Origin of the sequence: Pseudoxanthomonas mexicana, assembly GCF_014397415.1 — a bacterium.
GTDB lineage: Bacteria > Pseudomonadota > Gammaproteobacteria > Xanthomonadales > Xanthomonadaceae > Pseudoxanthomonas_A > Pseudoxanthomonas_A mexicana.
This window is the reverse complement of sequence record NZ_CP060731.1, coordinates 2532293-2558260: the sequence shown is the minus strand read 5'-3', so window position 1 is coordinate 2558260 and position 25968 is coordinate 2532293. Positions and strand designations below refer to the sequence as shown.

The 25968-nt window shown below is 67.0% G+C and carries 17 protein-coding genes; 9 read left to right on the top strand and 8 right to left on the bottom strand.

The genetic code is table 11. From position 1 onward, the window contains the following. Window positions 1-57 precede the first annotated feature (57 nt). Genes sbcB through IAE60_RS12010 form a run of 3 tightly spaced genes read left to right on the top strand, consistent with a single transcriptional unit; the run spans window position 58 to window position 2800 of the window. Window positions 58-1497, top strand: a complete 1440-nt coding sequence (gene sbcB / locus IAE60_RS12020) for an exodeoxyribonuclease I (RefSeq protein WP_187572430.1) — start codon at window positions 58-60, stop codon at window positions 1495-1497. Between the two features lie 57 nt (window positions 1498-1554). Then, window positions 1555-2241 (top strand): DUF2461 domain-containing protein, encoded by a 687-nt coding sequence (locus IAE60_RS12015; RefSeq protein ID WP_187572429.1) that lies wholly within the window; start codon window positions 1555-1557, stop codon window positions 2239-2241. Between the two features lie 16 nt (window positions 2242-2257). Further along, complete coding sequence (locus IAE60_RS12010) at window positions 2258-2800, top strand: DUF2939 domain-containing protein (protein WP_187572428.1); 543 nt, start codon at window positions 2258-2260, stop codon at window positions 2798-2800. On the opposite strand, the gene IAE60_RS12005 is transcribed toward IAE60_RS12010, so the two are convergent. From IAE60_RS12005 to IAE60_RS11985, 5 genes are all read right to left on the bottom strand, one after another. Then, the gene (locus IAE60_RS12005) at window positions 2693-3547 is read right to left on the bottom strand and encodes a hypothetical protein (protein WP_187572427.1); all 855 of its coding nucleotides are present in this window, start codon (window positions 3545-3547) and stop codon (window positions 2693-2695) included. The genes IAE60_RS12010 and IAE60_RS12005 overlap by 108 nt on opposite strands. A gap of 99 nt (window positions 3548-3646) precedes the next feature. Continuing rightward, complete coding sequence (locus IAE60_RS12000; RefSeq protein ID WP_185896013.1) at window positions 3647-4558, bottom strand: 5'-nucleotidase; 912 nt, start codon at window positions 4556-4558, stop codon at window positions 3647-3649. 39 nt (window positions 4559-4597) lie between these two features. Next, window positions 4598-5101 carry a hypothetical protein gene (locus IAE60_RS11995; protein ID WP_187572426.1) on the bottom strand — a complete coding sequence of 168 codons (504 nt, stop codon included), beginning with the start codon at window positions 5099-5101 and terminating at the stop codon, window positions 4598-4600. Window positions 5102-5220: 119 nt separating this feature from the next. Continuing rightward, window positions 5221-5988, bottom strand: coding sequence for an NAD kinase (locus IAE60_RS11990; RefSeq protein ID WP_162108832.1), 768 nt, complete (start codon window positions 5986-5988; stop codon window positions 5221-5223). 158 nt (window positions 5989-6146) lie between these two features. Further along, window positions 6147-11216, bottom strand: coding sequence for an NAD-glutamate dehydrogenase (locus IAE60_RS11985; RefSeq protein WP_187572425.1), 5070 nt, complete (start codon window positions 11214-11216; stop codon window positions 6147-6149). Between the two features lie 286 nt (window positions 11217-11502). Between IAE60_RS11985 and IAE60_RS11980 the strand changes: the two genes are divergently transcribed. The 5 genes from IAE60_RS11980 to IAE60_RS11960 all read left to right on the top strand — a co-directional run bounded on the left by IAE60_RS11980 (window position 11503) and on the right by IAE60_RS11960 (window position 21229). Continuing rightward, window positions 11503-12213, top strand: a complete 711-nt coding sequence (locus IAE60_RS11980) for a TetR/AcrR family transcriptional regulator (protein ID WP_187572424.1) — start codon at window positions 11503-11505, stop codon at window positions 12211-12213. Further along, window positions 12210-13391 carry an efflux RND transporter periplasmic adaptor subunit gene (locus tag IAE60_RS11975; protein ID WP_187572423.1) on the top strand — a complete coding sequence of 394 codons (1182 nt, stop codon included), beginning with the start codon at window positions 12210-12212 and terminating at the stop codon, window positions 13389-13391. Before IAE60_RS11980 ends, IAE60_RS11975 begins: the two co-directional genes overlap by 4 nt. Before the next feature lie 15 nt (window positions 13392-13406). Then, a complete protein-coding gene (locus IAE60_RS11970) occupies window positions 13407-16571 on the top strand; it encodes an efflux RND transporter permease subunit (protein ID WP_187572422.1) in 3165 nt (1054 codons plus the stop codon). A gap of 326 nt (window positions 16572-16897) precedes the next feature. Continuing rightward, window positions 16898-18043 (top strand): efflux RND transporter periplasmic adaptor subunit, encoded by a 1146-nt coding sequence (locus IAE60_RS11965; protein ID WP_222937119.1) that lies wholly within the window; start codon window positions 16898-16900, stop codon window positions 18041-18043. Window positions 18044-18055: 12 nt separating this feature from the next. Further along, a complete protein-coding gene (locus IAE60_RS11960) occupies window positions 18056-21229 on the top strand; it encodes an efflux RND transporter permease subunit (protein ID WP_187572420.1) in 3174 nt (1057 codons plus the stop codon). A 57-nt stretch (window positions 21230-21286) separates the two neighbouring features. Here IAE60_RS11960 and IAE60_RS11955 read toward each other — a convergent pair whose 3' ends face one another. Then, window positions 21287-21670, bottom strand: a complete 384-nt coding sequence (locus tag IAE60_RS11955; RefSeq protein WP_187572419.1) for a winged helix-turn-helix transcriptional regulator — start codon at window positions 21668-21670, stop codon at window positions 21287-21289. Between the two features lie 126 nt (window positions 21671-21796). Here IAE60_RS11955 and IAE60_RS11950 point away from each other — a divergent pair, with 126 nt between their 5' ends. After that, window positions 21797-22693 carry an SDR family oxidoreductase gene (locus IAE60_RS11950; RefSeq protein WP_187572418.1) on the top strand — a complete coding sequence of 299 codons (897 nt, stop codon included), beginning with the start codon at window positions 21797-21799 and terminating at the stop codon, window positions 22691-22693. A 60-nt stretch (window positions 22694-22753) separates the two neighbouring features. On the opposite strand, the gene IAE60_RS11945 is transcribed toward IAE60_RS11950, so the two are convergent. After that, a complete protein-coding gene (locus IAE60_RS11945; RefSeq protein WP_187572417.1) occupies window positions 22754-24628 on the bottom strand; it encodes a DUF885 domain-containing protein in 1875 nt (624 codons plus the stop codon). Between the two features lie 170 nt (window positions 24629-24798). After that, window positions 24799-25947: an acyl-CoA dehydrogenase family protein gene (locus IAE60_RS11940; RefSeq protein WP_187572416.1), complete on the bottom strand. Its 1149-nt coding sequence runs from the start codon at window positions 25945-25947 to the stop codon at window positions 24799-24801. Window positions 25948-25968: the final 21 nt, after the last annotated feature.

Below are 25968 nucleotides of genomic sequence, written 5' to 3'. Positions count from 1 at the left end.
TTTCCATGCGGGTCGCGCAGCACACCATGTCCACGAACCGCTGAAGGCAGGCCCGCGATGGCTGGAAGCTTCCTGTTCTACGACCTGGAGACCTTCGGCGCCGATCCGCGGCGCAGTCGCATCGCCCAGTTCGCCGCGGTGCGCACCACGCCGGCGCTGGACGTGATGGAGGAGCCGCTCAGCTTCTTCGTGCAGCCGGCGGACGACCTGCTGCCCTCGCCCATCGCCACCCTGATCACCGGCATCACGCCTCAGCGGGCGCTGCACGAAGGCGTGAACGAAGCCGAGGCCTTTGCGCGCATCGCCGACGAGATGGGGCGCCCCGAGACCTGCACCCTCGGCTACAACAGCCTGCGCTTCGACGACGAATTCATCCGCCACGGGCTGTTCCGCAACTTCCACGAACCCTACGAGCGCGAGTGGCGGGGCGGCAACTCGCGCTGGGACCTGCTGGACGTGATGCGGCTGATGCATGCGCTGCGGCCCGACGGGATCGTCTGGCCGCGGCGGGAGGATGGCGCCACGTCGTTCAGGCTCGAGCACCTGGCGCTGGCCAACCGGGTCCGCGACGGCGATGCCCACGAAGCGCTGTCGGACGTGTTCGCCACCATCGGCCTGGCCCGGCTGATGCGCCAGGCGCAGCCGCGCCTGTGGGACTACGCGCTGCAGCTGCGCGACAAGCGCTTTGCCGCGCGCCTGCTGGATACCACCGCGATGCTGCCGGTGCTGCATGTTTCACAGCGCTACCCCGCCAGCAGGCTGTGCGCGGCGCCGGTGTTGCCGCTGGCGCGTCATCCGCGGATCGACAACCGCGTGGTCGTGTTCGACCTGGACAGCGACCCGGCACCGCTGCTGGCGATGGCGCCCGCCGACATCGCCGACCGGCTGTATACCCCGGCGGCCGACCTGCCGGAGGGTGAACAGCGCGTGCCGCTGAAGGAAGTGCACCTGAACCGATCCCCCGCCCTGGTGGCGTGGTCGCACCTGCGGCCGGCCGACATGGACCGCCTGGGCATCGATCCGGCGCGCTGCGAGCGCCACGCCGCGACGCTGCGCCAGGCCGGCCCCGCCCTGGCGGAGAAGGTGCGCCAGGTGTTCGCGGGCGAACGCATCAGCACACCCGGCGACGTGGACGCCTCGTTGTACGACGGCTTCCTGGGCGATGCGGACAAGCGGCGCTTCACCGACGTGCGCACCACGCCGCCTGCCCTGCTCGGCCAGCGCGATTTCGGGTTCCGCGATGCGCGCCTGCCGGAATTGCTGTTCCGCTACCGGGCACGCAACTGGCCCGGTACGCTCGCGCCGGAAGAGCGGGAACGTTGGGATGCCTACCGTCGCGACCGCCTTGCAGCGGGCAGCAACCTGTCGGAGTACAGCTTCGAGAGCTTCGATGCCGAACTGTCGGCCTTGCGCGCCAGCCACGGGGGCGATGCCGGGCGGCTGGCCCAGCTGGACAAGCTGCAGCAGTGGCGCCAGGAGTTGGAAGCGGGCCTCTAGCGCGCATCGAGGACAATCCTGTCGGTCATTTGACGCCGGCCTGACTACAATCGGCACATGGCCACCTACTTCTCGGATGCCAGCTTCAAGTTCCTGCGCGGACTGGCCCGCCACAACGACAAGACCTGGTTCAACGCCCACAAGGCGCAGTACGAAGACCATGTACGCCAGCCATTCCTGCGCCTGCTGACCGACCTGCAGCCCGACCTTGCCGCGGTCAGCCTGCACTTCCGCTCGGACCCGAAGACCGTCGGCGGCTCGCTGTTCCGCATCTATCGCGACGCCCGTTTCTCCAACGACAAATCGCCGTACAAGTCGTGGCAGGGCGCACGCCTGTTCCACGAGCGCCACAAACAGGTGCCCGCGCCGTCGTTCTACCTGCACCTGCAGCCGGGGGAGTGCTTCGTCGGTGCCGGCCTGTGGCATCCGGAGCCCGACACGCAGCGCCGGGTGAGGCAGTTCATCCTGGACAATCCGGGAAGCTGGAAGAAAGCCGCGCACGATGCGTCCTTCCGTCGGCGCTTCGAGTTCGAGGAAAGCGAGAAGCTGGTGCGGCCGCCGCGCGGATTTCCCACCGACTTCGCGTTCATCGAGGACCTGAAACACCGCAACTTCGTGTTCTGGCGCTCGCTCGACGATGCCACGATGACCGGGCCGCGCCTGCGGCAGACCGTGGCGGGCGACCTCAAGGCACTGGGGCCGTTCGTGGACTACCTGTGCGCCGCACTGGACCTGGAGTTCTGAACCGGAGGCCCCGCCCATGAAGAAGCCCCTCGTGATCGGCCTGCTGCTCGCCGCGATCGTCGCCCTGGCCAGCTACGTCGCGGCCGGTCCTTACCTGGCCCTCCACGGCATCCGCACCGCACTGGCCGAGCAGGACACCGCCAGGCTGGAGCGGCACGTGGATTTTCCCGCACTGCGCGTCAACCTGCGCGTACAGGTGGAGGACTATCTCGCGCGCCAGGCCGGGCCGGACGTCTCGTCCAGCCTGTTCGGCGCAGCCGCGCTGTCCCTGGCCAACCAGGTCCTCGGCCGGGGGGTGGATACGCTGGTCACGCCGATGGGTATCGCCGCCCTGTTGCAGGGGCGGGCGACCTGGAAGCGCGCAGTCGGCGAGACGGTCGGCGGCGACACCTATGCGCCCGCCGTGCCGGCCGAGCCCCTGAAGCACGCCGAGCACCACTACGAGTCCCTGTCACGCTTTACCGCCACGGTGCAGGACGGGGATGGCGACCCGATCGTCTTCGTGATCACGCGCCAGGGGCTGCGCTGGCGTCTGACCGATATCCGCCTGCCCCTCTGATCCGCCCCATGAAGGGCTGCCAGTCGCTTGCGGAGCCCGTGCCCACGCGGCTCGCGCATCCGGCAGCGCCAAGCGGAACAGATCGGCGATCGTGTGCACGTCGTCAAGCAAGGCATCACGTGCGAGTGCCTCGGCCTCGTCCCGGGGCTCGGTGTCGTGCCAGAGCACCGCCAGCAGACTGATCTTCTTTTCGTAGGCATCAACCGGCGTTGCACCGCTGACGCGTTCGATCCGGCGGGTCCAACTGCTTTGCCAGTAGAAGTCGCGCTGGTCGGCGAAATGCTCGCAGCGCGGCAGAAAGTACGGCGGCCCGTCGGCGACTTCCAGCACGTCCAGCCCTTCGGTGATCGTGAAGGCGTAGACGCGTTCGCCATCGTGGGCGAAGCGGGTTTCGGGTATCAGTTGGAACCGGTCCGCGTCGGCCTCAGGCACCCAGGCTCCCCTGCAGTAAAGCCGAGTGCCGACACGCGCGTAATGCGGTGACAGCACCTCGAATGCAGCAAGTGCCTCACGCGGCACGCGCATCAACCGGATCTTGTTGGGCAGCCAGTAGCTGACGTAGTGCAGTCTTCGCCCATCGTCCACGTACGCCCAGAAATCCGGCCCTTCACCGCCCTGCTTCAATACGCGGCTCCGGGCGGCAGGCAGTTCCAGGTCGTAGACCTTCTCTTCCAGGATCCGTTGGCTGCCCCATTCCCTCCGCCGGTGCAGCAGATGCAGGCGGCCTTCGCGTTCTTCCAGGCACACGACGCATTCTCCCCGAGACTCCGCGCGGCTGCGGAGTGGCCTTCGCCTATACCTATCGAGGCACCCCCCCGCGCCCGGACAGGCGCATCGGGATAGGCATCACGGATTGGCAATCCCATGCGGTACGTGGCCAGCGGCGACGTGATGGCGCGCACTGTCTATGTTGTGCTGCGAGTCGTCGAAGAAGATGTCCGCCCCGAAGGCTTCCAGGAACGGCCCCTTGTGGCGGCCGCCCAGGAACAGCGCTTCGTCCAGGCGCACACCCCACTCGCGGAGCGTGCGGATGACCCGCTCGTGGGCTGGCGCCGAGCGCGCGGTGACCAGCGCCGTGCGGATCGGCGAACGTTCATCGGCCGGGAACACCTGCTGCAGCTGGTGCAGCGCCGACAGGAAGTTGCGGAAGGGGCCACCGGACAACGGCTCGCGCGCACGCGCCTGCTCATGCTTGCCGAAGGCTTCGACGCCCTGCTCGCGCGAGATGCGTTCGCTCTCGTCGCCGAAGATCACCGCGTCGCCGTCGAAGGCGATGCGCAGCTGGTGCTCGTGGCGTTGCTGCTGGGGCGCACTGGCCGGCAGGATCGTCGCCGCCGCGATCCCGTGTTCCAGCGAGCGGCGCACGGATTCGGGGTTCGCCGACAGGAACAGATCGGTGCCGAACGGCTTCACGTAGGGCCAGGTGGGTTCGCCGGCCGTGAACGTGGCGCGCACGATGCCCAGGCCGTAGTGCTGGATGGAATTGAAGATGCGCAGCCCGGTGTCGGCCGAGTTGCGCGACAGCAGTATCACCTCCACTCGCGGCGTATCGGGCGGCGCGCCGGCGTTCAGTGCCAGCAGTTTGCGTACCACCGGGAAGGCGATGCCGGGCGCCAGCACGTCGTCCTCGTGCGTGCGCTGGTAGTCGCTGTAGGCCTGCACGCCCTCGCGCTCGTACAGGGCGTGGCTCTCTTCCAGGTCGAACAGCGCACGCGAGGTGACGGCGACGGTAAGCAGGCGGGGAGTGTTGTCGGCCATGCGCACAGTATCCGTCATCCGCGCGCACCGCGTGAGACGCTAGCTCCCCGGCGGCGCCGCGATGCGCAACTGGGCCGGCGGTCCGCGCCGGTTGTCCGGCGTGACCGCACGCATTTCCACCACCAGGTCGATCGGCTGCTGCTGCGCCGGTGGCCCGTCCTGCCAGAGGAAGACGAACTCGCTTCGCCGCCCGTCCACGCGGCCGGTCACCGGGGCCTTCGGGAAGATGGACAGCCTGTCCTCGCCCCCTACCACGCGGAACTCGAAGCCCAGCTCACGCAGTTTGTAGTCCGTGCCCCGCGGCCACTCCACGCTCAATGTCAGCAGACCGCTGGCGTCACAGGATGCCCGGCCATTGATGCCGCGTGTCAGGCTGACCATCTCCAGCGCCGGCGCGCGCAGGGCAACGCCCGCCTCCGCCTCCGCCTCCGCCGACGGAGCGGCGGCGATGGCGAACGGCGCGGTGCCGGTGGACAGGTTGCAGGCCGCTGCATCGGCCACAATCAGACAGGCGAAGATCGCCAACGTGCATGTCAACTGCATCGGAACCCCTCCCCGGGTGGATGCGAACCGAACCGCTACGCGGCGCTGGATAACATGCGCCGGCAAAGGGCGGCAAGCCGCAGTGCGGCGGAATCGCGCTGTCCCGGAGACATTGCGACTCAGGTCATGAATTGCTCGCTGAGGATGCGCTCTTCGAGGTTGTGTTCGCGATCGAACAGCAGGGTGACCATGCGGTCGCGGGATTCGCGGATGGTCACTTCCACCACATCACGCACCTCGTGCGAATCGGCGGTGGCACTGACCGGCCGCTTGTAGGGGTCGAGCACACGGAAGCGGACTTCGGTGTCGGCCTTGAGGATGGCGCCCCGCCAGCGGCGCGGACGGAACGGCGCGATCGGCGTCAGCGCGATGGTGTTCGACCCGAGTGGAAGGATCGGCCCATGGGCGGAGAAGTTGTATGCGGTACTGCCGGCTGGCGTGGCGGTCAGCACGCCATCGCAGATCAGTTCGTCCAGCCGCGTCTCACCGTTGAGGTCGATACGGATGTGCGCGGCCTGGCGGGTCTGGCGCAGCAGCGACACCTCGTTGTACGCGAGCGACGAGATCGATGTACCGGATTCGGTCATTGCCGTCATTTCCAGCGGGCGCAGCTTGGCAGGTTCCGCCGCGGCGATACGCTCGATCAGTCCGTCGGGCCGGTACTGGTTCATCAGGAAACCGACGGTACCCAACTTCATCCCGAACACCGGCCTGCCCAGCGCGCCATGCCGGTGCAGCGTCTGCAGCATGAAACCATCGCCACCGAGCGCGCACAGGACATCGGCCTGGTCGGGCGCATGCGCGCCATGCTCGGCCTGCAGCACGGCCAATGCCTGCTGCGCCTCCGGCGTGGGGCTGGCGAGGAAGGCGATGCGGGGTGTGGTCATCCGTGGCTCCATCGTCGGGCCTGCACAGCGTACATAAAAAAACGTCGGGAGCGCTTTCTGACGACGCGTCGCGTGGGCCCACCGGGTGGCTGCCATGAAGGGCGGCCACAAAAAAAAGGCGGCCCGAAGGCCGCCTTGTCGACACATGCAGGCGATGCTCAGCCCTGCGAGGCCAGCTGCCCCAGGCGCTGCACCGCCACCGATGCGGTCGGGTAGTCCAGCGTCTTCTGCGCCGCCAGCTCGTCGAGCATGTTCAGCGTGAAGCGCAAGCCCGCATCGTCGCGGCCCAGCCAAGCCCTGACCTTCGCGTCGGCGTTGCCGCCCGGCAGCGACAGCACCTGGTTGGTCAGGGTGCGCTGGTGGGCGGCCAGTTCGTCGCGCAAGACGCCTCGCGCCACCGCATGCCAGCGGCCATCCACCTTCAGGGCCTCGATCTGGTCCTGCAGCCAGGGCAGGTGCAGCGCCTCGCCCAGGCGGTAGTGGACCTTCGATACCTCGACCGGCTTGAGCTTGCGCGCACGCGCCAGCTCGATGATGTCGCAGGACGGCTCCAGATACGGCAGCGCCGCGATCTGGCCGGCCAGCCCAGCAGGCAGGCCCTTGTCCTTCCACGCCTGCAGGCTGGCGTTGTACGCCGGGCGCAGCGAGTCGGGCAGCACGCCATCGGCCGCGCGGATCTCGTTGAAGCCATCGTGGTAGCGCTCCACCGCCGTGGCGATAGCGGGGATCGGACCCTGCCGGGTCAGCAGCCAGCGGGTGAAGTTGCGCTGCACCTGCCAGATGACCTGCAAAGCGTCGATCTGCACCGACTCCGGCACCTTGCCGTCCAGCGCGTCGATCTGGTTCCACAGCGCCCGCGCATCCAGCGTCTCGCGGGTGATGGTGAACGCCTTGGCCACTTCCGCCGGCGAACGGCCCGTGTCTTCCTGCATGCGCAGCAGGAACGTGGCGCCCATCCGGTTGATGGTGGTGTTGGTGACCGCCGTGGCGATGATCTCGCGCTTCAGGCGGTGCTTCTCCATCTCCGTGGCGTACTTCTTCTGCAGCGGCTGCGGGAAGTAGCGCTGCAGCTCCTTGGACAGGTACGGATCCTCGGGGATATCGGATTCCAGCAGCTGCTGGAACGCGACCAGCTTGGAGTACGACAGCAGCACCGACAGCTCCGGCCGCGTCAGCCCCTGCCCGCGCGCCTTGCGCTCGGCCAGCTCGGCGTCGGATGGCAGGAACTCGATCTGGCGGTCCAGCAGGCCCTGCGATTCCAGGGTCTGGATGAAGTGCTGCTTGGAACCCAGGCGCGACACGCTCATGCGCTCCATCAGGCTGATGGCCTGGTTCTGGCGGTAGTTGTCCCACAGCACCAGGTCGGCCACTTCGCCGGTCATGTCCGCCAGCAGCTTGTTGCGGGCGTCCATCGACAGCTTCTTCGCCTGCACCACGCCGTTGAGCAGGATCTTGATGTTCACCTCATGGTCGGAGGTGTCCACGCCGGCTGAGTTGTCGATGAAGTCGGTATTGAGCAGCACGCCGTGCTGCGCGGCCTCGATGCGGCCCAGCTGGGTCAGGCCCAGGTTGCCGCCCTCGCCCACCACCTTGCAGCGCAGGTCGCGGCCGTCGACGCGCAGGCCGTTGTTGGCGCGGTCGCCGACGTCGGCGTGCGTCTCGTTGCTGGCCTTCACGTACGTGCCGATGCCGCCGTTCCACAGCAGATCCACCGGCGCCTTCAGGATGGCGCTCATCAGCTCGTTGGGCGTCATGGACTTCACGCCGTCGGCGATGCCGAGCGCGGCCCGCACTTCCGGCGTGATGTCGATGGACTTGGCGCTGCGCGGATGGATGCCGCCGCCCTTGGAGATCAGCTTGGCGTCGTAGTCCGCCCAGCTGGAGCGCGGCACCTTGAACATGCGGGCGCGTTCCTTGAACGACCTGGCCGCATCCGGGTTTGGATCCAGGAAGATATGGCGGTGATCGAACGCCGCGACCAGGCGGATGTGCTCCGACAGCAGCATACCGTTGCCGAACACGTCGCCGGACATGTCGCCGATGCCCACGCAGGTGAAGTCCTGCGTCTGCGAATCGCGGCCGAGCGCGCGGAAGTGGCGCTTGACCGATTCCCAGGCTCCGCGGGCGGTGATGCCCATGCCCTTGTGGTCGTAGCCCACCGACCCGCCGGACGCGAAGGCGTCGCCCATCCAGAAGCCGTGCGCAAGGGCCAGGCCGTTGGCGATGTCGGAGAACGTGGCCGTGCCCTTGTCGGCCGCGACCACCAGGTACGGGTCGTCCTGGTCGTGGCGCACCACGTCCACGGGCGGCACGATCCTGTTGCCCACGATGTTGTCGGTGATGTCCAGCAGACCCTGGATGAACAGCTTGTAGCAGGCGATGCCTTCAGCCATCACCGCATCGCGGTCGCCGCCCACCGGCGGACGCTTGACGAAGAAGCCGCCCTTCGCACCGACCGGGACGATGACGGTGTTCTTCACCATCTGGGCCTTCACCAGGCCCAGCACCTCGGTGCGGAAATCCTCGCGTCGATCGGACCAGCGCAGGCCGCCACGGGCCACCGGACCAAAGCGCAGGTGCACGCCTTCCACGCGCGGGCCGTACACGAAGATCTCGCGGTACGGACGCGGCTTGGGCAGGTCCGGCACCTTGGCCGAATCGAACTTGAAACTGATCGTGTGGGCCGGCTGGCCGTCCTTGCCGCGCTGGTAGAAGCTGGTGCGCAGCGTGGCTTCGATCGCGCCCATGAAACCGCGCAGGATGCGGTCGTCGTCCAGGCTGGACACCCGGTCCATCAGCTTCAGCAGCGCCCTGTGCGCGGCTTCGATCTGCTGCTCGCGCTTGCCGCCACGGGCTTCGACCAGGGCCGCCAGCGTCTTGGCGGCCGCCTCGTCGTCGCCCGCCAGCGCCTTCAGCTGCTCGGCGAAGCGGTCCTGGCCTTCCTTGATCTGGGCCTTGCTCTCGCTGCCGGTCGCCGGATCGAAACGGGCCTCGAACAGCTCCACCAGCAGGCGGGCCAGCAGCGGATAGCGGTTGAGCGTTTCTTCCACGTAGCTCTGCGAGAACGGCACGCCGGTCTGCAGCAGGTACTTGCAGTAGCCGCGCAGCAGCGCGACCTGGCGCCAGGCCAGCCCGGCGGCCAGCACCAGCTTGTTGAAGCCGTCGTTCTCCGCGTCGCCGCGCCAGATGCGCGCGAAGGCCTCCTCGAACGCAGGCGCCAGGCGCTCGACATCGAATGCGCCGTTGACCGGCTCGACCTCGAACTCCTGGATGTAGCGCGCACCCTGTGCGGTTTCCAGGCGGAACGGATGCTCGGAGATCACGCGCAGGCCCATGTTCTCCATCAGCGGCAGCGCGTCGGACAGGGGGATGTCCGTTTCCTGCCGGTACAGGTTCAGGCGCAGGCGCCCCTGCCCCGGACGCTTGCGGCGTGATTCGTGCAGGCTCAGGCGCAGGTCGTCCTTGCCGGTCAGCGCGGCCAGGTGCTCGACGTCGCGCGCGGCGCCTTCCGGCGACACGACTTCGATATAGCCCGCCGGCAGCGCACGGCCATAACCGCCGGCCAGCAGCAGGCCCTTGGATTCGCCGTGACGGGCGATCAGGGTTTCGCGCAGGTCGTCCTGCCAGTTGCGCAGCAGGTGGGCGATGTCGCCTTCCAGCGCCGATGTGTCGACCTCGACCTGCTCGCCCGCCTTCGGACGGATGGTGATGTGCAGCTGCGCCAGCGGCGATTCGCCCAACAGCACGCTGCTGTCGACATACTCGCCCCGCATGGCGTCCTTCAGCAGCGACTCGATGCGCAGGCGCACGTCGGTATTGAAGCGCTCGCGCGGGATGTAGACCAGCGCCGAATAGAAACGGCCGTAGCGGTCGCGGCGCAGGAAAAGCTTGCTGCGCACGCGCTCCTGCAGGCCCAGGATGCCCATCGCCGTGCGGTAGAGCTCCTCATCGCTGGACTGGAACAGCTCCTCGCGCGGGAGCGTTTCCAGGATGTGGCGCAGGGCCTTGCCGCTGTGGCCGCTGGGCGACAGCCCGGACTTCTGCATCACGTATTCGTGGCGCTCGCGCACCAGCGGGATCTCCCACGGGCGGCGGTTGTAGGCGCTGGAGGTGTACAGGCCGATGAAACGCTGCTCGGCGATGGGGTTGCCCTTGGCGTCGAACTCGAGCACGCCGATGTAGTCCATGTTGCCCGGGCGGTGCACGGTGGAACGGCGGTTGGTCTTGGTGAGGATCAGCGCGTCCACCGAGCCGCCCTGCGGCAGGTAGTGCGCGGCCAGCGTCTTGATGTTGCGCGGCGGCGTGGTGTCGCCCTCACGCAGCAGGCCCAGGCCGCTGTCCTCGACGGCCGCCAGGATTCCCGTGCCCTTTTCCACGCGGTACTCGCGGTAGCCGAAGAACGTGAAGTGATCGGCGGCGGCCCAGCGCAGGAACTCCTGCGCCTCGCGACGCCCTTCGTCATCGGCCGGCATGCGGCGGGTGGCCATGTCGTCGGCCAGGGCCAGCATCTTCTCGCGCATGGCCGACCAGTCGCGCACGATGGCACGCACTTCGTCCAGCACGCTGCGGATGCGCTTCTCGACCTGCGCCATCTCCTCCGGCGGCAGGCGGTCGATCTCGAGCAGCATCAGCGACTCGTGCTTGCCCTCGCCCACGGCAGTGACCTTGCCGGCCCGGTCGCGGGTGAAGCGCACCAGCGGATGCCCTAGCACGTGCACACCCACGCCCATCTCGGCCAGCGCCATGCTCACCGAATCGACGAGGAAGGGCATGTCGTCGTTGACGATCTGCAGCACCGTGTGCGGCGAATCCCAGCCGTGCGATTTCTGCGTGGCGTTGAACACGCGCACGTTCGCCGCGCCCGGCTTGCGGAGGCGCGCGAACGCCAGCATGTCCGTGGCGATGGCGGCCCAGCCCTCGGCGCCGTGGTGCGGGTACTCGTCCTCCTCCATGCGCTTGTAGAAGGCTTCGGCGAAGGTACGCGCTTCCGCCTGGGCGCTGGCGCCGGAAATGCGCTTGCGGATCGCGTCCAGGATGGGAGCCAGCGTGAACGCCTCCGCCGTCGTGGCCACCCCTGCCTTGCCCTTCGCGGCCTTCGCCGCCTGCACCGGTCGGGCGGCCACCTTCTTGGTGGGCGTCGCCTTCGGGGTCACCGCTTGGGTGGCCTTGGAGGCTTCCGGTTTGGACGTCTGTTTCGAGGCTTTCTTCGGGCTGCGTGCAGCGTTCATGCAGAGAGTGGCTCAACAAGTGGTAGTCGAATGGTCATTGTATCCCCCGACACCATGACAAGACTTGTTGCGCGGCCACATAAGCAATGCTTGCAAACCTTGGCCGGATTTGTTTGCCCGCGCATGGACGGCAGGATGCGCGCGCCTGCGGACACCATGCGGTGGCGCATGGCGGAAGCCGCTGTCGCCTTGATGCTTCGACGCGCGTGTGGCCCGCGCTGTGCACGGAAATGGCGCGGAATCAAGGCTGTTAAATTTCTAAACTGGACGGTATAGTCCAATCCGCATGCGCCCTTCCTCCCCCCTCTCCGCGCTCGATCGACGTCGCAGCCGTGTCCACCAAGCCGTGCGCGAACTCATGGCCAAACAGGGCTTCCGCATCAGCATGGAGGCGGTCGCGGCGCGCGCCGGTTGCTCCAAGCAGACCCTGTATGCGCATTTCGGCAGCAAGCAGGAACTGTTGCGCAGCGTGATCGCCGAGCACCAGGAGCTGGCCACCGCACGGTTGTCCCCCACGCCCGAGGCGCCGCGCGAAGCCTTGCTGGCTTTCGCGGAAGAGCACCTGCGCCACCTGTCCGATCCTTCCGTGGTCGCCGCCAGTCAGCTGCTGGCCGCCGAAGCGCACCAATTTCCGCAGGAAGCGCGCGACCTGTACCGCGACGCCTGCGATACTCTCCTGCGGCGCCTGGCCACCTGGCTGCAGCACGCGATGGACCAGGGCCGGCTCAGGCATGACGATCCTCACTACGCCGCGGAGCTGCTGCTCAGCATGATCGTGGGAACGGATTTCGAGCGACAGCGCTTCGGCGTGCCCCATCGCGCCGGCCGCCTGGCGCGTCAACGGTGGTCCACGTTCGCGGTGGACACCTTCCTGCGTGCGTTCGCGCCGCGCGACGACGAGCACGCCAGCTCGCCAAGACCGGTGCCGGGTCGCCGGATCCACCCGCTGCACCCCCTCCCCATGTCTCCAAGAAAAAGAAACGGAGCTTCCCCATGACGTCCCCCATCCGTTCCCTCGCCCTGGCCAGCGCCCTGCTGGCGGTCCTGGCTGCCTGCAGCAAGCCCGAACAGCCGCAGATGCCGCCGCCGGAGGTCGTGGTGATGACCGCCACGCCAAAGGACGTGCCGCTGCAGCGTGACCTGGTAGGCCGCCTGTCGCCCTACCGCAGCTCCGACGTGCGCGCCCGGGTGGCCGGCGTGGTGCAGAAGCGCGTGTACCAGGAAGGCAGCGACGTGAAGGAAGGCCAGGTGCTGTTCCTGATCGACCCCGCGCCACTGCAGGCGTCGCTCAGCGCGGCACAGGCGAACCTGGCCTCGGCGCAGGCCACCTATGCCAACGCCAAGGTCGCCGCGGACCGCGCCCGCCAGCTCGCGCCGCAGAAGTTCGTTTCCAAGTCCGACCTCGACAACGCCGAGGCCGCCGAACGCAGCGCCGCCGCCGCCGTGCAGCAGGCGCGCGCCAACGTGGAGACCGCCCGCATCAACCTGGGCTATGCCAGCGTCACCGCGCCGATCGCCGGCCGCGCGGGCAAGCAGCAGGTCACCGAAGGCGCGCTGGTCGGCCAGGGCGACGCCACGCTGCTGACCACGATCGACCAGATCGATCCGCTGTACGCCAACTTCTCGATGAGCTCCAGCGAGCTGCAGGCGATCCAGCAGGCCCAGGGCGAAGGCAAGGTCGAACTGGCCAGCGCGGGCCAGCGCACGGTGCAGATCGTGCTGCCGAACGGGCGGGCACTGGACCGGACCGGCACACTGGACTTCTCCGACACCGTCGTCGACCCCGCGACGGGCAGCGTCTCGTTGCGCGCCACCGTCCCGAATGCGGACCGTACCCTGCTGCCGGGCACGTTCGTCACCCTGCGCGCCACGCTGGGCGAGCAGAAGGGCGCGTTCCTGATCCCGCAGGGTGCGATCCAGCGCGATACCGTCAGCGCCTACGCGATGGTGGTCGGCAAGGACGGCAACGTGGTGCGCAAGAACGTCGTCACGCAGCAGGCGCTCGGGGCCGACTGGCTGGTCACCGAAGGCCTTGCCGCTGGCGACCAGGTCATCGTCGAGGGCCTGCAGAAGGTCAAGGAAGGCGCGCCGGCCAAGGGCGTGACCGCCGAGCAGGCCGCCGCCGCGAAGGCGGCCCAGGCCAAACCTGCGCCCACGCAAGGCAAGGCCGAGTAAGAAGGACCCTCCCCCATGCCCAAGTTCTTCATCAACCATCCGATCTTCGCCTGGGTCGTGTCGATCCTGATCTCGCTGGCCGGCGTGATCTCGATCCTCAATCTGGGCGTCGAATCCTATCCCTCGATCGCGCCGCCGCAGGTCACGGTCAGCGCGACCTATCCTGGCGCCAGCGCCGAAACCACCGAGCGATCGGTCACCCAGGTCATCGAGCAGCAGCTCACCGGCATCGACAACCTGCTGTACTTCAGTTCCAGCTCCAGTTCGTCGGGCCAGGCCTCGATCACCCTGACCTTCCAGACCGGAACCGACGCGGATATCGCCCAGGTGCAGGTGCAGAACAAGGTGTCGCTGGCGACCCCGCGCCTTCCCAGCGAAGTCACCGCCCAGGGCGTGGTGGTGGCCAAGGCCAACGCCGGCTTCCTGATGGTGGTGGGCCTGCAGTCCGAGAACGCCAGCATCGACCGCAACCGCCTGAACGACATCGTCGCCTCGCGCGTGCTGGACCAGATCGCGCGCGTGCCTGGCGTCGGCAGCACCCAGCACTTCGGGTCCGAGTACGCCATGAACCTGTGGCTGGACCCGGGCAAGCTGCAGGGCTTCAACCTGTCGGCCACGGACGTGCTGACCGCCGTGCGCGCGCAGAACGTGCAGTTCGCCGCCGGTTCGATCGGTTCCGATCCCGCGCCCGAAGGCCAGGCGTTCACGGCGACGGTGTCGGCCGAAGGCCGCTTCACCTCGCCGGAGCAGTTCGAGCAGATCATCCTGCGCGCCAACAACGACGGCTCGACGGTCCGCCTGAAGGATGTCGCCCGGGTCGAGTTCGGCGCGCAGAACTTCGGCTTCGACACCCAGTTCAACGGCAAGCCGGTCGGCGCGTTCGCCATCCAGCTGCTGCCGGGCGCCAACGCGCTGAACGTGGCCGAGGCCGTACGCGCCAAGATGGACGAGCTGCAGCCCAGCTTCCCGCCGGGCGTCACCTGGTTCTCGCCGTACGACACCACCACGTTCGTGAAGATCTCTATCGAGGAAGTGGTCAAGACCCTGATAGAGGCGGTGATCCTGGTGTTCCTGGTGATGCTGGTGTTCCTGCAGAACTTCCGCGCCACCATCATCCCCACCCTCGTCATCCCGGTCGCCCTGCTGGGCACGTTCTGGGGCCTGAGCGTCATCGGTTTCACCATCAACCAGCTGACGATGTTCGCGCTGGTGCTGGCGATCGGCATCGTGGTCGACGACGCCATCGTGGTGATCGAGAACGTCGAACGCATCATGGCCGAGGAAAAGCTGCCGCCGCGCGAGGCGACGATCAAGGCGATGGGCCAGATCACCGGCGCCGTGATCGCGATCACCGTGGTGCTGGCGGCGGTGTTCATCCCTTCGGCGCTGCAGGGTGGTGCATCCGGCGAGATCTACAAGCAGTTCGCGTTGACCATCGCCATTTCGATGGCGTTCTCCGCGTTCCTGGCGCTGGGCTTCACCCCGGCGCTGTGCGCGACCTTCCTCAAGCAGCACGAGCACGACAGCCACGAGAAGAAGAACGTCATCTTCCGCACGTTCGAGAAGTACTACGGCAAGCTCGAAAAGACCTACGTGGGCCACATCGGCGCGGCGATCAAGCATGCGCCGCGCTGGATGATCGTTTTCGCACTGCTGACGGTGCTGGCGGGCTTCCTGTTCACCCGGTTGCCCAGCAGCTTCGTGCCCGAAGAGGACCAGGGCTACGCACTTGCCATCGTCCAGCTGCCGCCAGGCAATTCGCTGCAGAAGACCAAGCAGGTGTTCAACCAGGTCCGAGGTACACTGCAGCAGATGGACGGGTTCGACGGCGTCATGGAAGTGGCCGGCTTCAGCTTCCTCGGTCGCGGCGAGAACGTCGGCATGGCGTTCATCCGGCTCAAGCCCTGGGACGAGCGCGATATCACCGTGCCGGAGTTCATCCAGCAGGCCAACCAGCGCTTCTACGGCATCAAGGGCGCGCAGATCTTCGTGGTGAACCTGCCGACGATCCAGGGCCTGGGCCAGTTCGGCGGCTTCGACATGTGGCTGCAGGACCGTGCCGGACTGGGCGAGCAGGCCCTGATGGCGGCGCGCAACCAGTTGCTGGGCGCGGCCGCGCAGGACCCGAGCCTGATGGCGGTGCGCCCGAACACGCTGGAGAATGCCCCGCAGCTGCAACTGCACGTGGACCGCGTGCAGGCGCAGGCGATGGGCATGTCGTTGAGCGACATCTACAACGGCATCCAGCTGATGCTGGCGCCGGTATACGTCAACGACTTCTTCTACGAAGGCCGCATCAAGCGGGTGAACATGCGCGCCGACGCGCCGTACCGCACCGGTGCCGAATCGCTGGCGAGGATCTACTCGCCCAGCAACCAGCAGACCGATGCCAGCGGTGGCCGCGCCATGATCCCGTTGTCCAACGTGGTGCAGTCATCGTGGGCGTCGGTGCCGCCCTCGCTGTCCCGCTACAACGGCTACTCCGCGGTGAACATCAATGGTTCGGCGGCGCCGGGCAGTTCGTCCGGCCAGGCGATGACGACGATGGAGAACATCGTGACCGACCAGCTGCCGCAGGGCTTCGGCTACGACTGGAGCGGCATGTCGTACCAGGAGATCCTGGCCGGCAACAGCGCCACGCTGCTGATGGTGCTGTCGATCGTCGTGGTGTTCCTGTGCCTCGCGGCGCTATACGAGAGCTGGTCCATCCCGGTGGCCGTATTGCTGGTGGTGCCGCTGGGCGCGTTGGGCGCGGTGCTGTTCACCATGCTGCGTGGCCTGTCGAACGACCTGTTCTTCAAGATCGGCCTGATCACCATCATCGGCCTGGCGGCCAAGAACGCCATCCTGATCGTCGAGTTCGCGGTCATGGAGCGCAAGCAGGGCAAGACGCTGCGCGAGGCGGTGATCTCGGCGTCGCACCTGCGCTTCCGTCCCATCCTCATGACCTCGTTCGCCTTCATCATGGGCGTGCTGCCGATGGCCATCTCGACCGGTGCGGGCGCCAATGCCCGCCATGCCATCGGCACCGGCGTCATCGGCGGCATGTTCTTCGCCACATTCCTCGGCCTGCTGCTGATCCCGGTCTTCTTCGTATCGGTCCGGCGGATGCTGGGCGACCGGATGGACGAGCCGTCGAAGGAATACCTGGAGGAACAGGGCAAGCCGGCTTCCCGCTGATGCCGGCCCCGGCCCATGAAAGAGCCCCGGCGCTGCCGGGGCTTTTTTTGCATCCAGGACAGCCTAGCCTGACGTTTGACCGCGATGACCCGTTGTCCGCGTGTCGTACGGGGCGCCCTCGCCTTACATGAACTGAAGGCGGCGCGGGCCGGGTAAACCATCCGCACTTCTAGCCGGCGTCTCAAATCGTGATAATCCGGCGCTTCATGCTGTCGAACCGGCCCCCGCCCGTTCGTCGCCCCGACGACCTCCCCTGACTGCCGAAGACCTCCCCGATGACACGGAAAGACCCCAACGCACGGAAAACGCCCTCCACGACCAAGCGCATGATCCTGATGCTCGTGGGCGTGGTGGTGATCTTTGGCGGCGTATTCGCCGTAAAGGCCATCATGGGCAAGGGCATGAACGACTTCTTCGACAACATGCCCCAACCCGCCTCCACGGTGACCGACTGGACCGCGAAGGAAGAGGAATGGGTCGACGCGCAGCAGGCCGTGGGCACGTTCGTGGCCGTCAACGGCACCGACGTCACCACCGAAGCCGGGGGCGTGGTGCGCAGCCTGTCCATCGACGTGGGCAAGCCGGTCAAGGCCGGGACAGTGCTGGCCCAGCTCAACACCGCCAATGAACTGGCCGTGCTGAAGTCGCTGGAAGCCTCGGCCAAGCTGGCCGCGGTCCAGCGCGACCGCTGGCAGGCGCTCGCGCGCGACAAGCTGGTCTCGCAGGCCGAAGCCGAGGAGCGCGCCACGGTGGCGGCGACTTCGCTGGCCCAGGTGGAGGCGCAGCGTGCGCTGATCGCGCAGAAGACCATCCGCGCGCCGTTCGACGGCGTGCTCGGCATCCGCCAGGTCAACCTGGGCCAGTTCATCAACCCGGGCGATCCCATCGTGAGCCTGCAGGCGCTGGACCCGATCTACCTGGACTTCACCCTGCCCGAGCGCCAGGTCGGCCAGGTGTTGCCGGGTACCGTCATCCGCGCCACGGTCGATGCGCTGCCGGGCCAGGTCTTCGAAGGCAAGGTCACCGCGGTGGAGCCGCAGGTCGATGCCGCCACCCGCAACTTCAAGGTCCAGGCCACGCTCGACAACCCCGAGTACAACCTGCGCCCCGGCGCGTTCGCGCACGTCGGTTTCGACACCGGCGACAGCCGCAAGGTGGTGGTGGTGCCGCAGACCGCCATCAGCTTCAACCCCTACGGCAATGCGGTGTACGTGATCCAGGAAGTGCAGCGTGCCGAAGGCGAGAAGGACATGCAGGGCAAGCCCCTGACGGGCAAGAAGCTGGTGGTGCGCCAGCGCTTCGTGAAGACCGGCGCCACCCGTGGTGACCTGATCGCCGTCACCGAAGGCCTCAAGCCGGGCGAACGCGTCGCCACCAGCGGCCTGCTGAAGCTGCGCAACGATGCCGAGGTGGTGGTCAACAACAAGGTGCAGCCGGTCAGCGAGGCACAGCCGAAGCCCGAGAACCGCTGACGGAGCGCCGGCATGAAATTCACCGACATCTTCATCAACAAACCGGTTCTGGCGATCGTCGTCAGCCTGTTCATCCTGCTGTTCGGCCTGCGCTCGTTCACCGAATTGAACGTGCGCCAGTACCCCGAACTGCGCAACGCCGTGGTCAACATCAGCACCGTGTACTACGGCGCCGACGCGGACCTGATCCAGGGCTTCATCACCACGCCGCTGGAGCGGGAAGTCGCCAGCGCGGAAGGCATCGAGTACCTCAGTTCGACCAGTTCGGCCGGCGTCAGCCAGATCCAGGCTTACATCCGCCTGGACCAGGACCCGAACGAGGCACTCACCCAGATCGCCGCGAAGGTCAACAAGATGCGCGGCCAGCTGCCGCCGGAGTCGGAAGACCCGGTGATCGACCTGCAGCAGGGCCAGCAGATCGCGGCCATGTACGTGTCCTTCGCCAGCGAGACGCTGGACAACAACCAGATCACCGACTACCTGACCCGCGTGGTCCAGCCCAAGCTGGTCACCGTGTCGGGCGTGCAGCGTGCCGACATCCTGGGGGCGGGCACGTTCGCCATGCGCATCTGGCTGAAGCCCGACCGCATGACCGCCCTGCAGGTGACGGCCAGCGATGTGTCCAACGCCCTGTCGTCGAACAACGTGCTGGCGGCGGTGGGTTCCACGAAAGGCCAGATGGTCGCCATCGACATGACGGCCCGTACCGACCTGCGCAACGCCGACGAGTTCCGCCAGCTGATCATCCGCGAACAGAACGGCGCCATCGTGCGGCTCGGCGATGTGGCCGACGTGCAGCTGGGTTCCGAAAGCTACGGCACGTCGGTGCGCATCAACGGCGAGGCCGCGACGTTCATGGGCATCTTCGTGTCCCCGGACGCGAACTCACTGGACGTCATCAAGAACGTGCGCACGCTGTGGGACAACGAGATCGTCCCGCAGCTGCCGGAAGGCATCAAGGCGACGATCCCCTACGACAGCACCGAGCAGATCCAGGACGCCATCGACGAGGTGGTCAGCACCATCGTGGAAGCGGTGGTCATCGTGATCGTGGTGATCTTCCTGTTCCTGGGATCGCTGCGCAGCGTGCTGATCCCGGCGGTGACCGTGCCGCTGTCGTTGGTCGGCTCGCTGTTCCTGATGCTGCTGATGGGCTTCACCATCAACCTGCTGACCCTGCTGGCGATGGTGCTGGCGATCGGCATCGTCGTGGACGACGCCATCATCGTGCTGGAGAACATCCACCGGCATATCGAGGAGGGAATGTCGCCCCACGACGCGGCGATCAAGGGCGCACGGGAACTGGCCTGGCCGGTCGTGGCGATGACCACCACGCTGGTCGCGGTGTACCTGCCGATCGGCTTCCAGGGCGGCCTGACCGGCGTGCTGTTCACCGAGTTCGCCTTCACCCTGGCCGGCTCGGTGCTGTTGTCCGGCGTGATCGCGCTGACGCTCAGCCCGATGATGTGCGCCAAGATGCTCAAGCCCCACAGCGAGGGGGGCAAGGGCAAGCTGGAGAAGTGGCTGGACACGCGTTTCGACAAGCTCAACGCCGGCTACCAGCGGCGCCTGCACGGCACCCTGGAAACGAAGTCGGTGGTCGGCGTGTTCGGCCTGCTGGTACTGGTCTCGTGCGTGTTCCTGTACATCACCGCGCCGAAGGAGCCCGCGCCGCTGGAGGACGAGGGCTTCATCTTCTCGGTCGCCAGCGCGGACCCCTACTCCACCCTGGACTATGTGGAGCGCTACACCGAGGAGGTCACCCAGATCGCCAAGGGCGTGCCCGAGGTGCAGGACTATTTCCTGTTCAACGGTGGCTTCGGCGGCAGCGGCGGTGGCGCCAGCCCGATGGCGATGGCCGGCTTCGTGCTGAAGCCGTGGAGCGAGCGCGACCGTTCCACGAACGCGGTGCTCCAGCAGGAGCTACAGCCGAAGATGAGCCAGGTCAGCGGCCTGAACATCTTCGCGCTGGTGCCCCCCTCGTTGCCGAGCGCCGGCGGCGACGGCGGTGGCGGCGAGTTCGTCATCGGCGGCGTGGGCGAGCTGAGCCAGCTGGCCGAACTGGCCGACCAGATCCTGATGAAGGCGATGGAGAGCAAGCGCTTCATCTTCCTGGACAAGGACCTGAAGATCGACAAGCCGCGCATCGAGGTCAACATCGACCGCGACAAGGCGGCCAGCCTGGGGATCGACATGCGTACGCTGGCGGCCGACATGGCGGCCATGCTGTCCGGCGGCTACACCAACCGCTTCGCGATGCAGAACCGCTCGTACCTGGTGATCCCGCAGGTGCAGCGCAGCGACCGCCTCAATGCCAGCGACCTGGAGAACTATTACACCCGCACCCGCGACGGTGAGCTGATCCCGCTGTCGACTATCGTGACCCTGAAGGAAAGCGCGCAGCCGCAATCGCTCAAGCGCTTCCAGCAGCTGAACGCGGTGTCGATCACCTTCGCCCCGCGCCCCGGCGTGAGCAAGGGCGAGGCGCTGGCCATCCTCGACCAGGCGGCAAAGGAGGTATTGCCGCAGGGTTACTCGGTGGATTACGCCGGCGAGTCGCGCCAGTTCAAGCAGGAAGGCGCGGCGATGCTGGTGACGCTGGCACTGGCGCTGATCGTCATCTTCCTGGTGCTGTCGGCGCAGTTCGAGAGTTTCCGCGATGCGCTGATCATGCTGCTGACAGTGCCGATGGCGATCTGCGGCGCGCTATTGACGCTCAACGTGCTGGCGCTGCTCAGCGGCATCCTGGGATTCATGCAGATCGAAGCGTTCCCCGGCATGAGCATCAACATCTATACCCAGGTAGGCCTGGTGACGCTGGTCGGCGTGATCTCCAAACACGGCATCCTGATCGTGGAGTTCGCCAACAAGCTGCAGGTCGAGCGTGGCCTGTCCAAGCGCGAGGCCATCGAGGAGGCGGCGGCCATCCGCCTGCGCCCGGTGCTGATGACCACCGCGGCGCTGGTGTTCGCGATGATCCCGCTGCTGATCGCCAGCGGCCCGGGCGCCGCCTCGCGCTTCTCGATGGGCGTGGTGATCGCCTCGGGCATGACCATCGGCACGATGTTCACCCTGTTCGTGCTGCCGGCGTTCTACCTGTACCTGGCGCGTGACCATGCGCACGACCGCAAGGATGCCGACGAGACGGCGCCGTCCGTGGAGGGCGAAACCGCGCCCGGACACTGACCCGTCGTGCGGTCGATGCAATGAGAAAGCCCCGGCATGCCGGGGCTTTTTTTGCGCCTACTTCGGCGCGTTCGCCACCGGCGCCACGTAGGCCTTGCGTGCGGCGCGGACCTCGTCGTGGTGATCGGCTGCCCACTGGGCCAGCATTTCCACGCGCTCGAAGAAGGACTCGCCCAGCGGTGTCAGCGCGTAGTCCACGCGTGGCGGTACCGTCGGGAACACTTCACGGCGGACCAGGCCGTCCTGCTCGAGGTGACGCAACGTCTGCGCGAGCATGCGTGGCGATATGTCCGCCACCCGCTTGCGGATCTCGGAGAAGCGCAGTGTTCCGGTCGCGAGTTCATGCAGCACCAGCACGGTCCAGCGGTCGCCGAGGCGGTCCAGCACGTCCCGGATCGGGCAATTTTCGACGAGGATCAGCGATTGGCGGTGCAGGGTCATGAAGGACTCCGGGATCGGTTACCGCGCAGTAACCGGGTTACTTCCAACGCCCTGCTTGTGGGCTCAGACGCCTTTACTACCATAGGGTAACCAATGTCCTTTTCGTTACCAAGCCAAGGAGTTTCCATGTCCGCCCCCACCCTGCTCGTCACCGGCGCGTCCGGTCATCTCGGTCGCGCCGTCGTGCGCCACCTGCTGGACACCCTGAATATCGACCCGGCCCGCGTCATCGCCACCAGCCGCAAGCCCGAGGCGCTGGCCGATCTCGCCGCCCAGGGCGTGACCGTGCGCGCTGCCGACTTCGACCGGCCCGACACGCTGGCCGAGGCGTTCCGCGGCGCCGACCGCCTGCTGCTGGTCAGCACCGATACCCTGCTGGAGCCGGGCAAGCGCCTGGTGCAGCATCGCGCCGCCGTGCAGGCGGCGGTGGAGGCCCGGGTGAAGCATGTCGTCTACACCTCGCTGCCCTCGCCGGACATCTCGCACGTGTCGTTTGCGCCGGACCATCTGGGCACCGAGCAGGCACTGGCGGCGTCGGGCCTGGGGCGGACGCTCCTGCGCAACGCCTGGTATGCGGAGAACCTGGCCTACGCACTCCCGTCCGCGCTCGCATCGGGCGAATGGGTCACCGCCGCCGGCGAAGGCGGCGTGTCCTACATCGCTCGCGATGACCTGGCCCTTGCTGCCGCCGTCGCGCTTGCCTCCGACAGCAACGGGAACCGCACCCTCACGCTGACCGGCACCCAGGCGCTGAACGCACGCGAGATTGCCGCGAAAGTCAGTGCCGCCACGGGCAGGCCGCTGACCGTCGTCGACGTCACCGCGGAGCAACTCGCAGAGGGACTGCGCGCGCATGGCTTCCCGCCCGTGTTGGCGGACGTCTTCACCTCGTTCGATGTGGCCACGGCCGCGGGCGACCTGGCCGAGGTGACGGATGATTTCGCCACGCTGACCGGCCGTGCGCCGTCGACTTTCGATGCATGGCTTCCTTCGAACCTCGCCCTCCTCAACAAGGCGCACTGACCGCAGAAACAGGAACCCCGGCCGAAGCCGGGGTTCGTGTCTGGTTGCACGGAAAACGGATCAGGCCTGCTTGGCCTTCTCCTTCGCGATCCACTGGTCCACGCGCCGCTCCAGCAGGATGAGCGGCAGTGCGCCGCCGCCCAGCACGGTGTCGTGGAAGCCCTTGATGTCGAACTTCCCGCCCAGCTCGGCTTCCGCCTTCCGGCGCAGTTCCTGGATCTTGATCATGCCCACCTTGTAGCCGGTGGCCTGGCCAGGATTCGTCAGGTAACGCATCACCTCCGACTCGATCGCGGCACGCGGCACCGCGCTGTTGGCGTCGAAGTACTCCACCGCCTGCTGCTCGGTCCAGCCCTTGGCATGCAGGCCCGTATCCACCACCAGGCGGATGGCACGCCACATCTCCGAACTCAGGCGGCCGAATTCCGAATACGGATCCTGGTAGGTGCCCGGCATTTCCTTGGCCAGCCATTCCGCGTACAGGCCCCAGCCCTCGGCGTAGGCCGTGGTGTTGTACTGGGTGCGGAACTTCGGCACGCCCGTCAGCTCCTGCGCGATGGAGATCTGCATGTGGTGGCCCGGCAGACCCTCGTGGTAGGCGATGACTTCCAGCTCGGGCTTCGGCATCGCATTCATGTCGGACAGGTGGGCGTAGTAGATGCCCGGGCGCGAACCGTCCGGCGTGCCGGGGTAATAGTGCTGCGCGGCGCCGTCCTGTTCGCGGAACGCCTCCACGCGCTTCACCACCAGGTCCGCTTTCGGCAGCAGGCCGAAGTACTCCGGCAGCACCTTCTTGATGTTGTCGATGGCGCGCGTGGCATCGTCGATATAGGCCTGGCGGCCCGCATCGGTGTTGGGGTACTTGAACTGCTTGTCGCTGTCGATGAAGGCGAAGAAGGCATCCAGGTCGCCCTTGAAGCCCACCTTGTCCTTCAGTGCCGTCATCTCGCCCTTGATGCGCTCCACTTCCTTCAGGCCCAGCGCATGGATCTCCTCGGCCGTCATGCCGGTGGTGGTCATCTGGCGCAGCTGGTACTCGTAGTAGGCCTTGCCGTTCGGATGCGTGCTGCCCACGCCGCTTGCGTTGACCGCCGCCTTCGGCAGCTCCTCCTCGCTCCATGCGATCACGCGATCGTAGGCAGGCTTGAACTGCTCGAGCAGCGCCTTGCGCGCCTCATCCTTCAGCGCGGTGGCGCGGGCGGCGTCGATCTTGCCCGCCTTCACCAGCGCGTCCGCCTTGGCCTGGGCGTCGGCCCAGATCGCCGCGTCCTTGCCCGCAGAGAAGGGGGCGCCGGTGATGACCTTCTTCGCCTGATCGATGACGCCCTCGTAGGCGAACTTGGGCGGACGGATCCCCTGCGCGGCCGAGGCGCGCGCACGTTCCAGCAACTGGTCGAATGCGCGACTGGTGGCGTTCAGGCGTGCGATGTAGGCGGTGTAGTCGGATTCCTCCTCCACCTTGTGGAAGCTGATCAGGAACGTGGGCCAGAAGCCCTGCGCGCCGTTCATCTGGTCGAAGGCGTAGCCGTCCACCATGAACGGCAGGCCGTCGCGCGCGTTCTCGTACTGCAGCTTCCACAGGTCGTAGGACAGCTTGGCTTCGTCGTCGAGCTTGGCGTAATCGAAGGTCTTCTCCATCTCTTCGACGCTGGCCTTCTGCCAGGCGACCTGGTCGCGCTGGGCCTGCTCGGACATGTCGTCGACCTGGTCGTACAGGTCCTTGCGGCCCTGGAAGGTCAGCTGGATCGGGCTGAACTTCAACTGTTCCTCGTACTTCTTGTCGAACCACTCGTTCAGCCGCTTGCTCTCGGCGGCGATGTCGGCGGCGGACGCCACCGGGGCCGCGGTGTCGGCAGCGCCGGCCGCCGGGGCATTGCCCTTGTCGCAGGCGGCGAGCGCCAGGGTGAGGACACAGACGATCAGGGTTTTGCGCATCGGGGTCTCCAGGAGGAAAACGGGGGACGCACCCCCGCATCGGGCCACTCTAGCGGACGGTCGGCCCCGTGGTCCCATGACCAAAGACGGGGGTCGTGCGTACCCGTGCCACCGAACGAAGAACGCCGCCCTGCGGGGCGGCGTCCTTCTTCGGCGGATGCGGGCAGACCTCAGCGCAGGCCGGTCTCGTTGCGGGCGATCACCAGGCGCTGGATCTCGCTGGTGCCCTCGTAGATCTCGGTGATCTTGGCATCGCGGAAGTAGCGCTCGATCGGCATTTCCTTCGAGTAGCCCATGCCGCCGTGGATCTGCAGCGCCTGATGGGTGATCCACATGGCCGCCTCGGAGGCGGTGAGCTTGGCGATGGCCGCTTCGTTGCTGAAGCGCTGACCCTGGCCCTTCACCCACGCCGCACGCAGCGTCAGCAGCGTGGCGGCGTCCAGCTTGCACTTCATGTCGGCGATCTTCGCCTGGGTCATCTGGAACGTGCCGATCGGCGCGCCGAACGCCTTGCGCTCCTTCACGTAGGCGATCGTGGCCTCGTAGGCGGCCCGCGCGATGCCGATGGCCTGGCTGGCGATGCCGATACGGCCGGCATCCAGCACGCCCATGGCGATCTTGAAGCCCTCGCCTTCCTTGCCCAGCACGTCTTCCGGGCCCACCACGTAGTCGGTGAACTCGATCTCGCACGTCGCCGATGCGCGGATGCCGAGCTTCGGCTCGGTCTTGCCGCGGTGGAAGCCGGCCTTCTCGGTATCGATCATGAACGCGGTGATGCCGCGCGCGCCCTTATCGGGTTCGCTCATCGCGAACAGCACGATGTACTTGGCCACCGGGCCGGAGGTGATCCAGCTCTTCTTGCCGTTGACGACGAAGCTGCCGTCGGCGTGCTTCACGGCGCGGCAACGCATCGCGGTGGCGTCGGAGCCCGACTGCGGTTCGGTCAGCGCGAACGCGCCGATCTCGCGGCCCTCGGCGATGGCGCGCACGTACTTCTGCTTCTGCTCCTCGGTACCGAAGGTCAGGATGCCGTTGCAGAACAGGGAGTTGTTGACCGACATGATGGTCGAGTGCGCGGCATCGCCCGCCGCGATCTCGATCATGGCCAGCACGTAGGCGATCGGATCCATGCCCGCGCCGCCATATTCGGCGGGGACTTCGATGCCCATCAGGCCGTTCTCGCCGAGCAGGCGGATGTTCTCGAGCGGGAACTCGCCGGTCCTGTCGTGGTGTTCGGCGCTGGGGCCGATCTTCTCCTGGGCGATCCGGCGCGCGACGTCCTGGATCATCAACTGTTCTTCGTTAAACGCGAAATCCACGGCTACCCCTCGACAGACAAA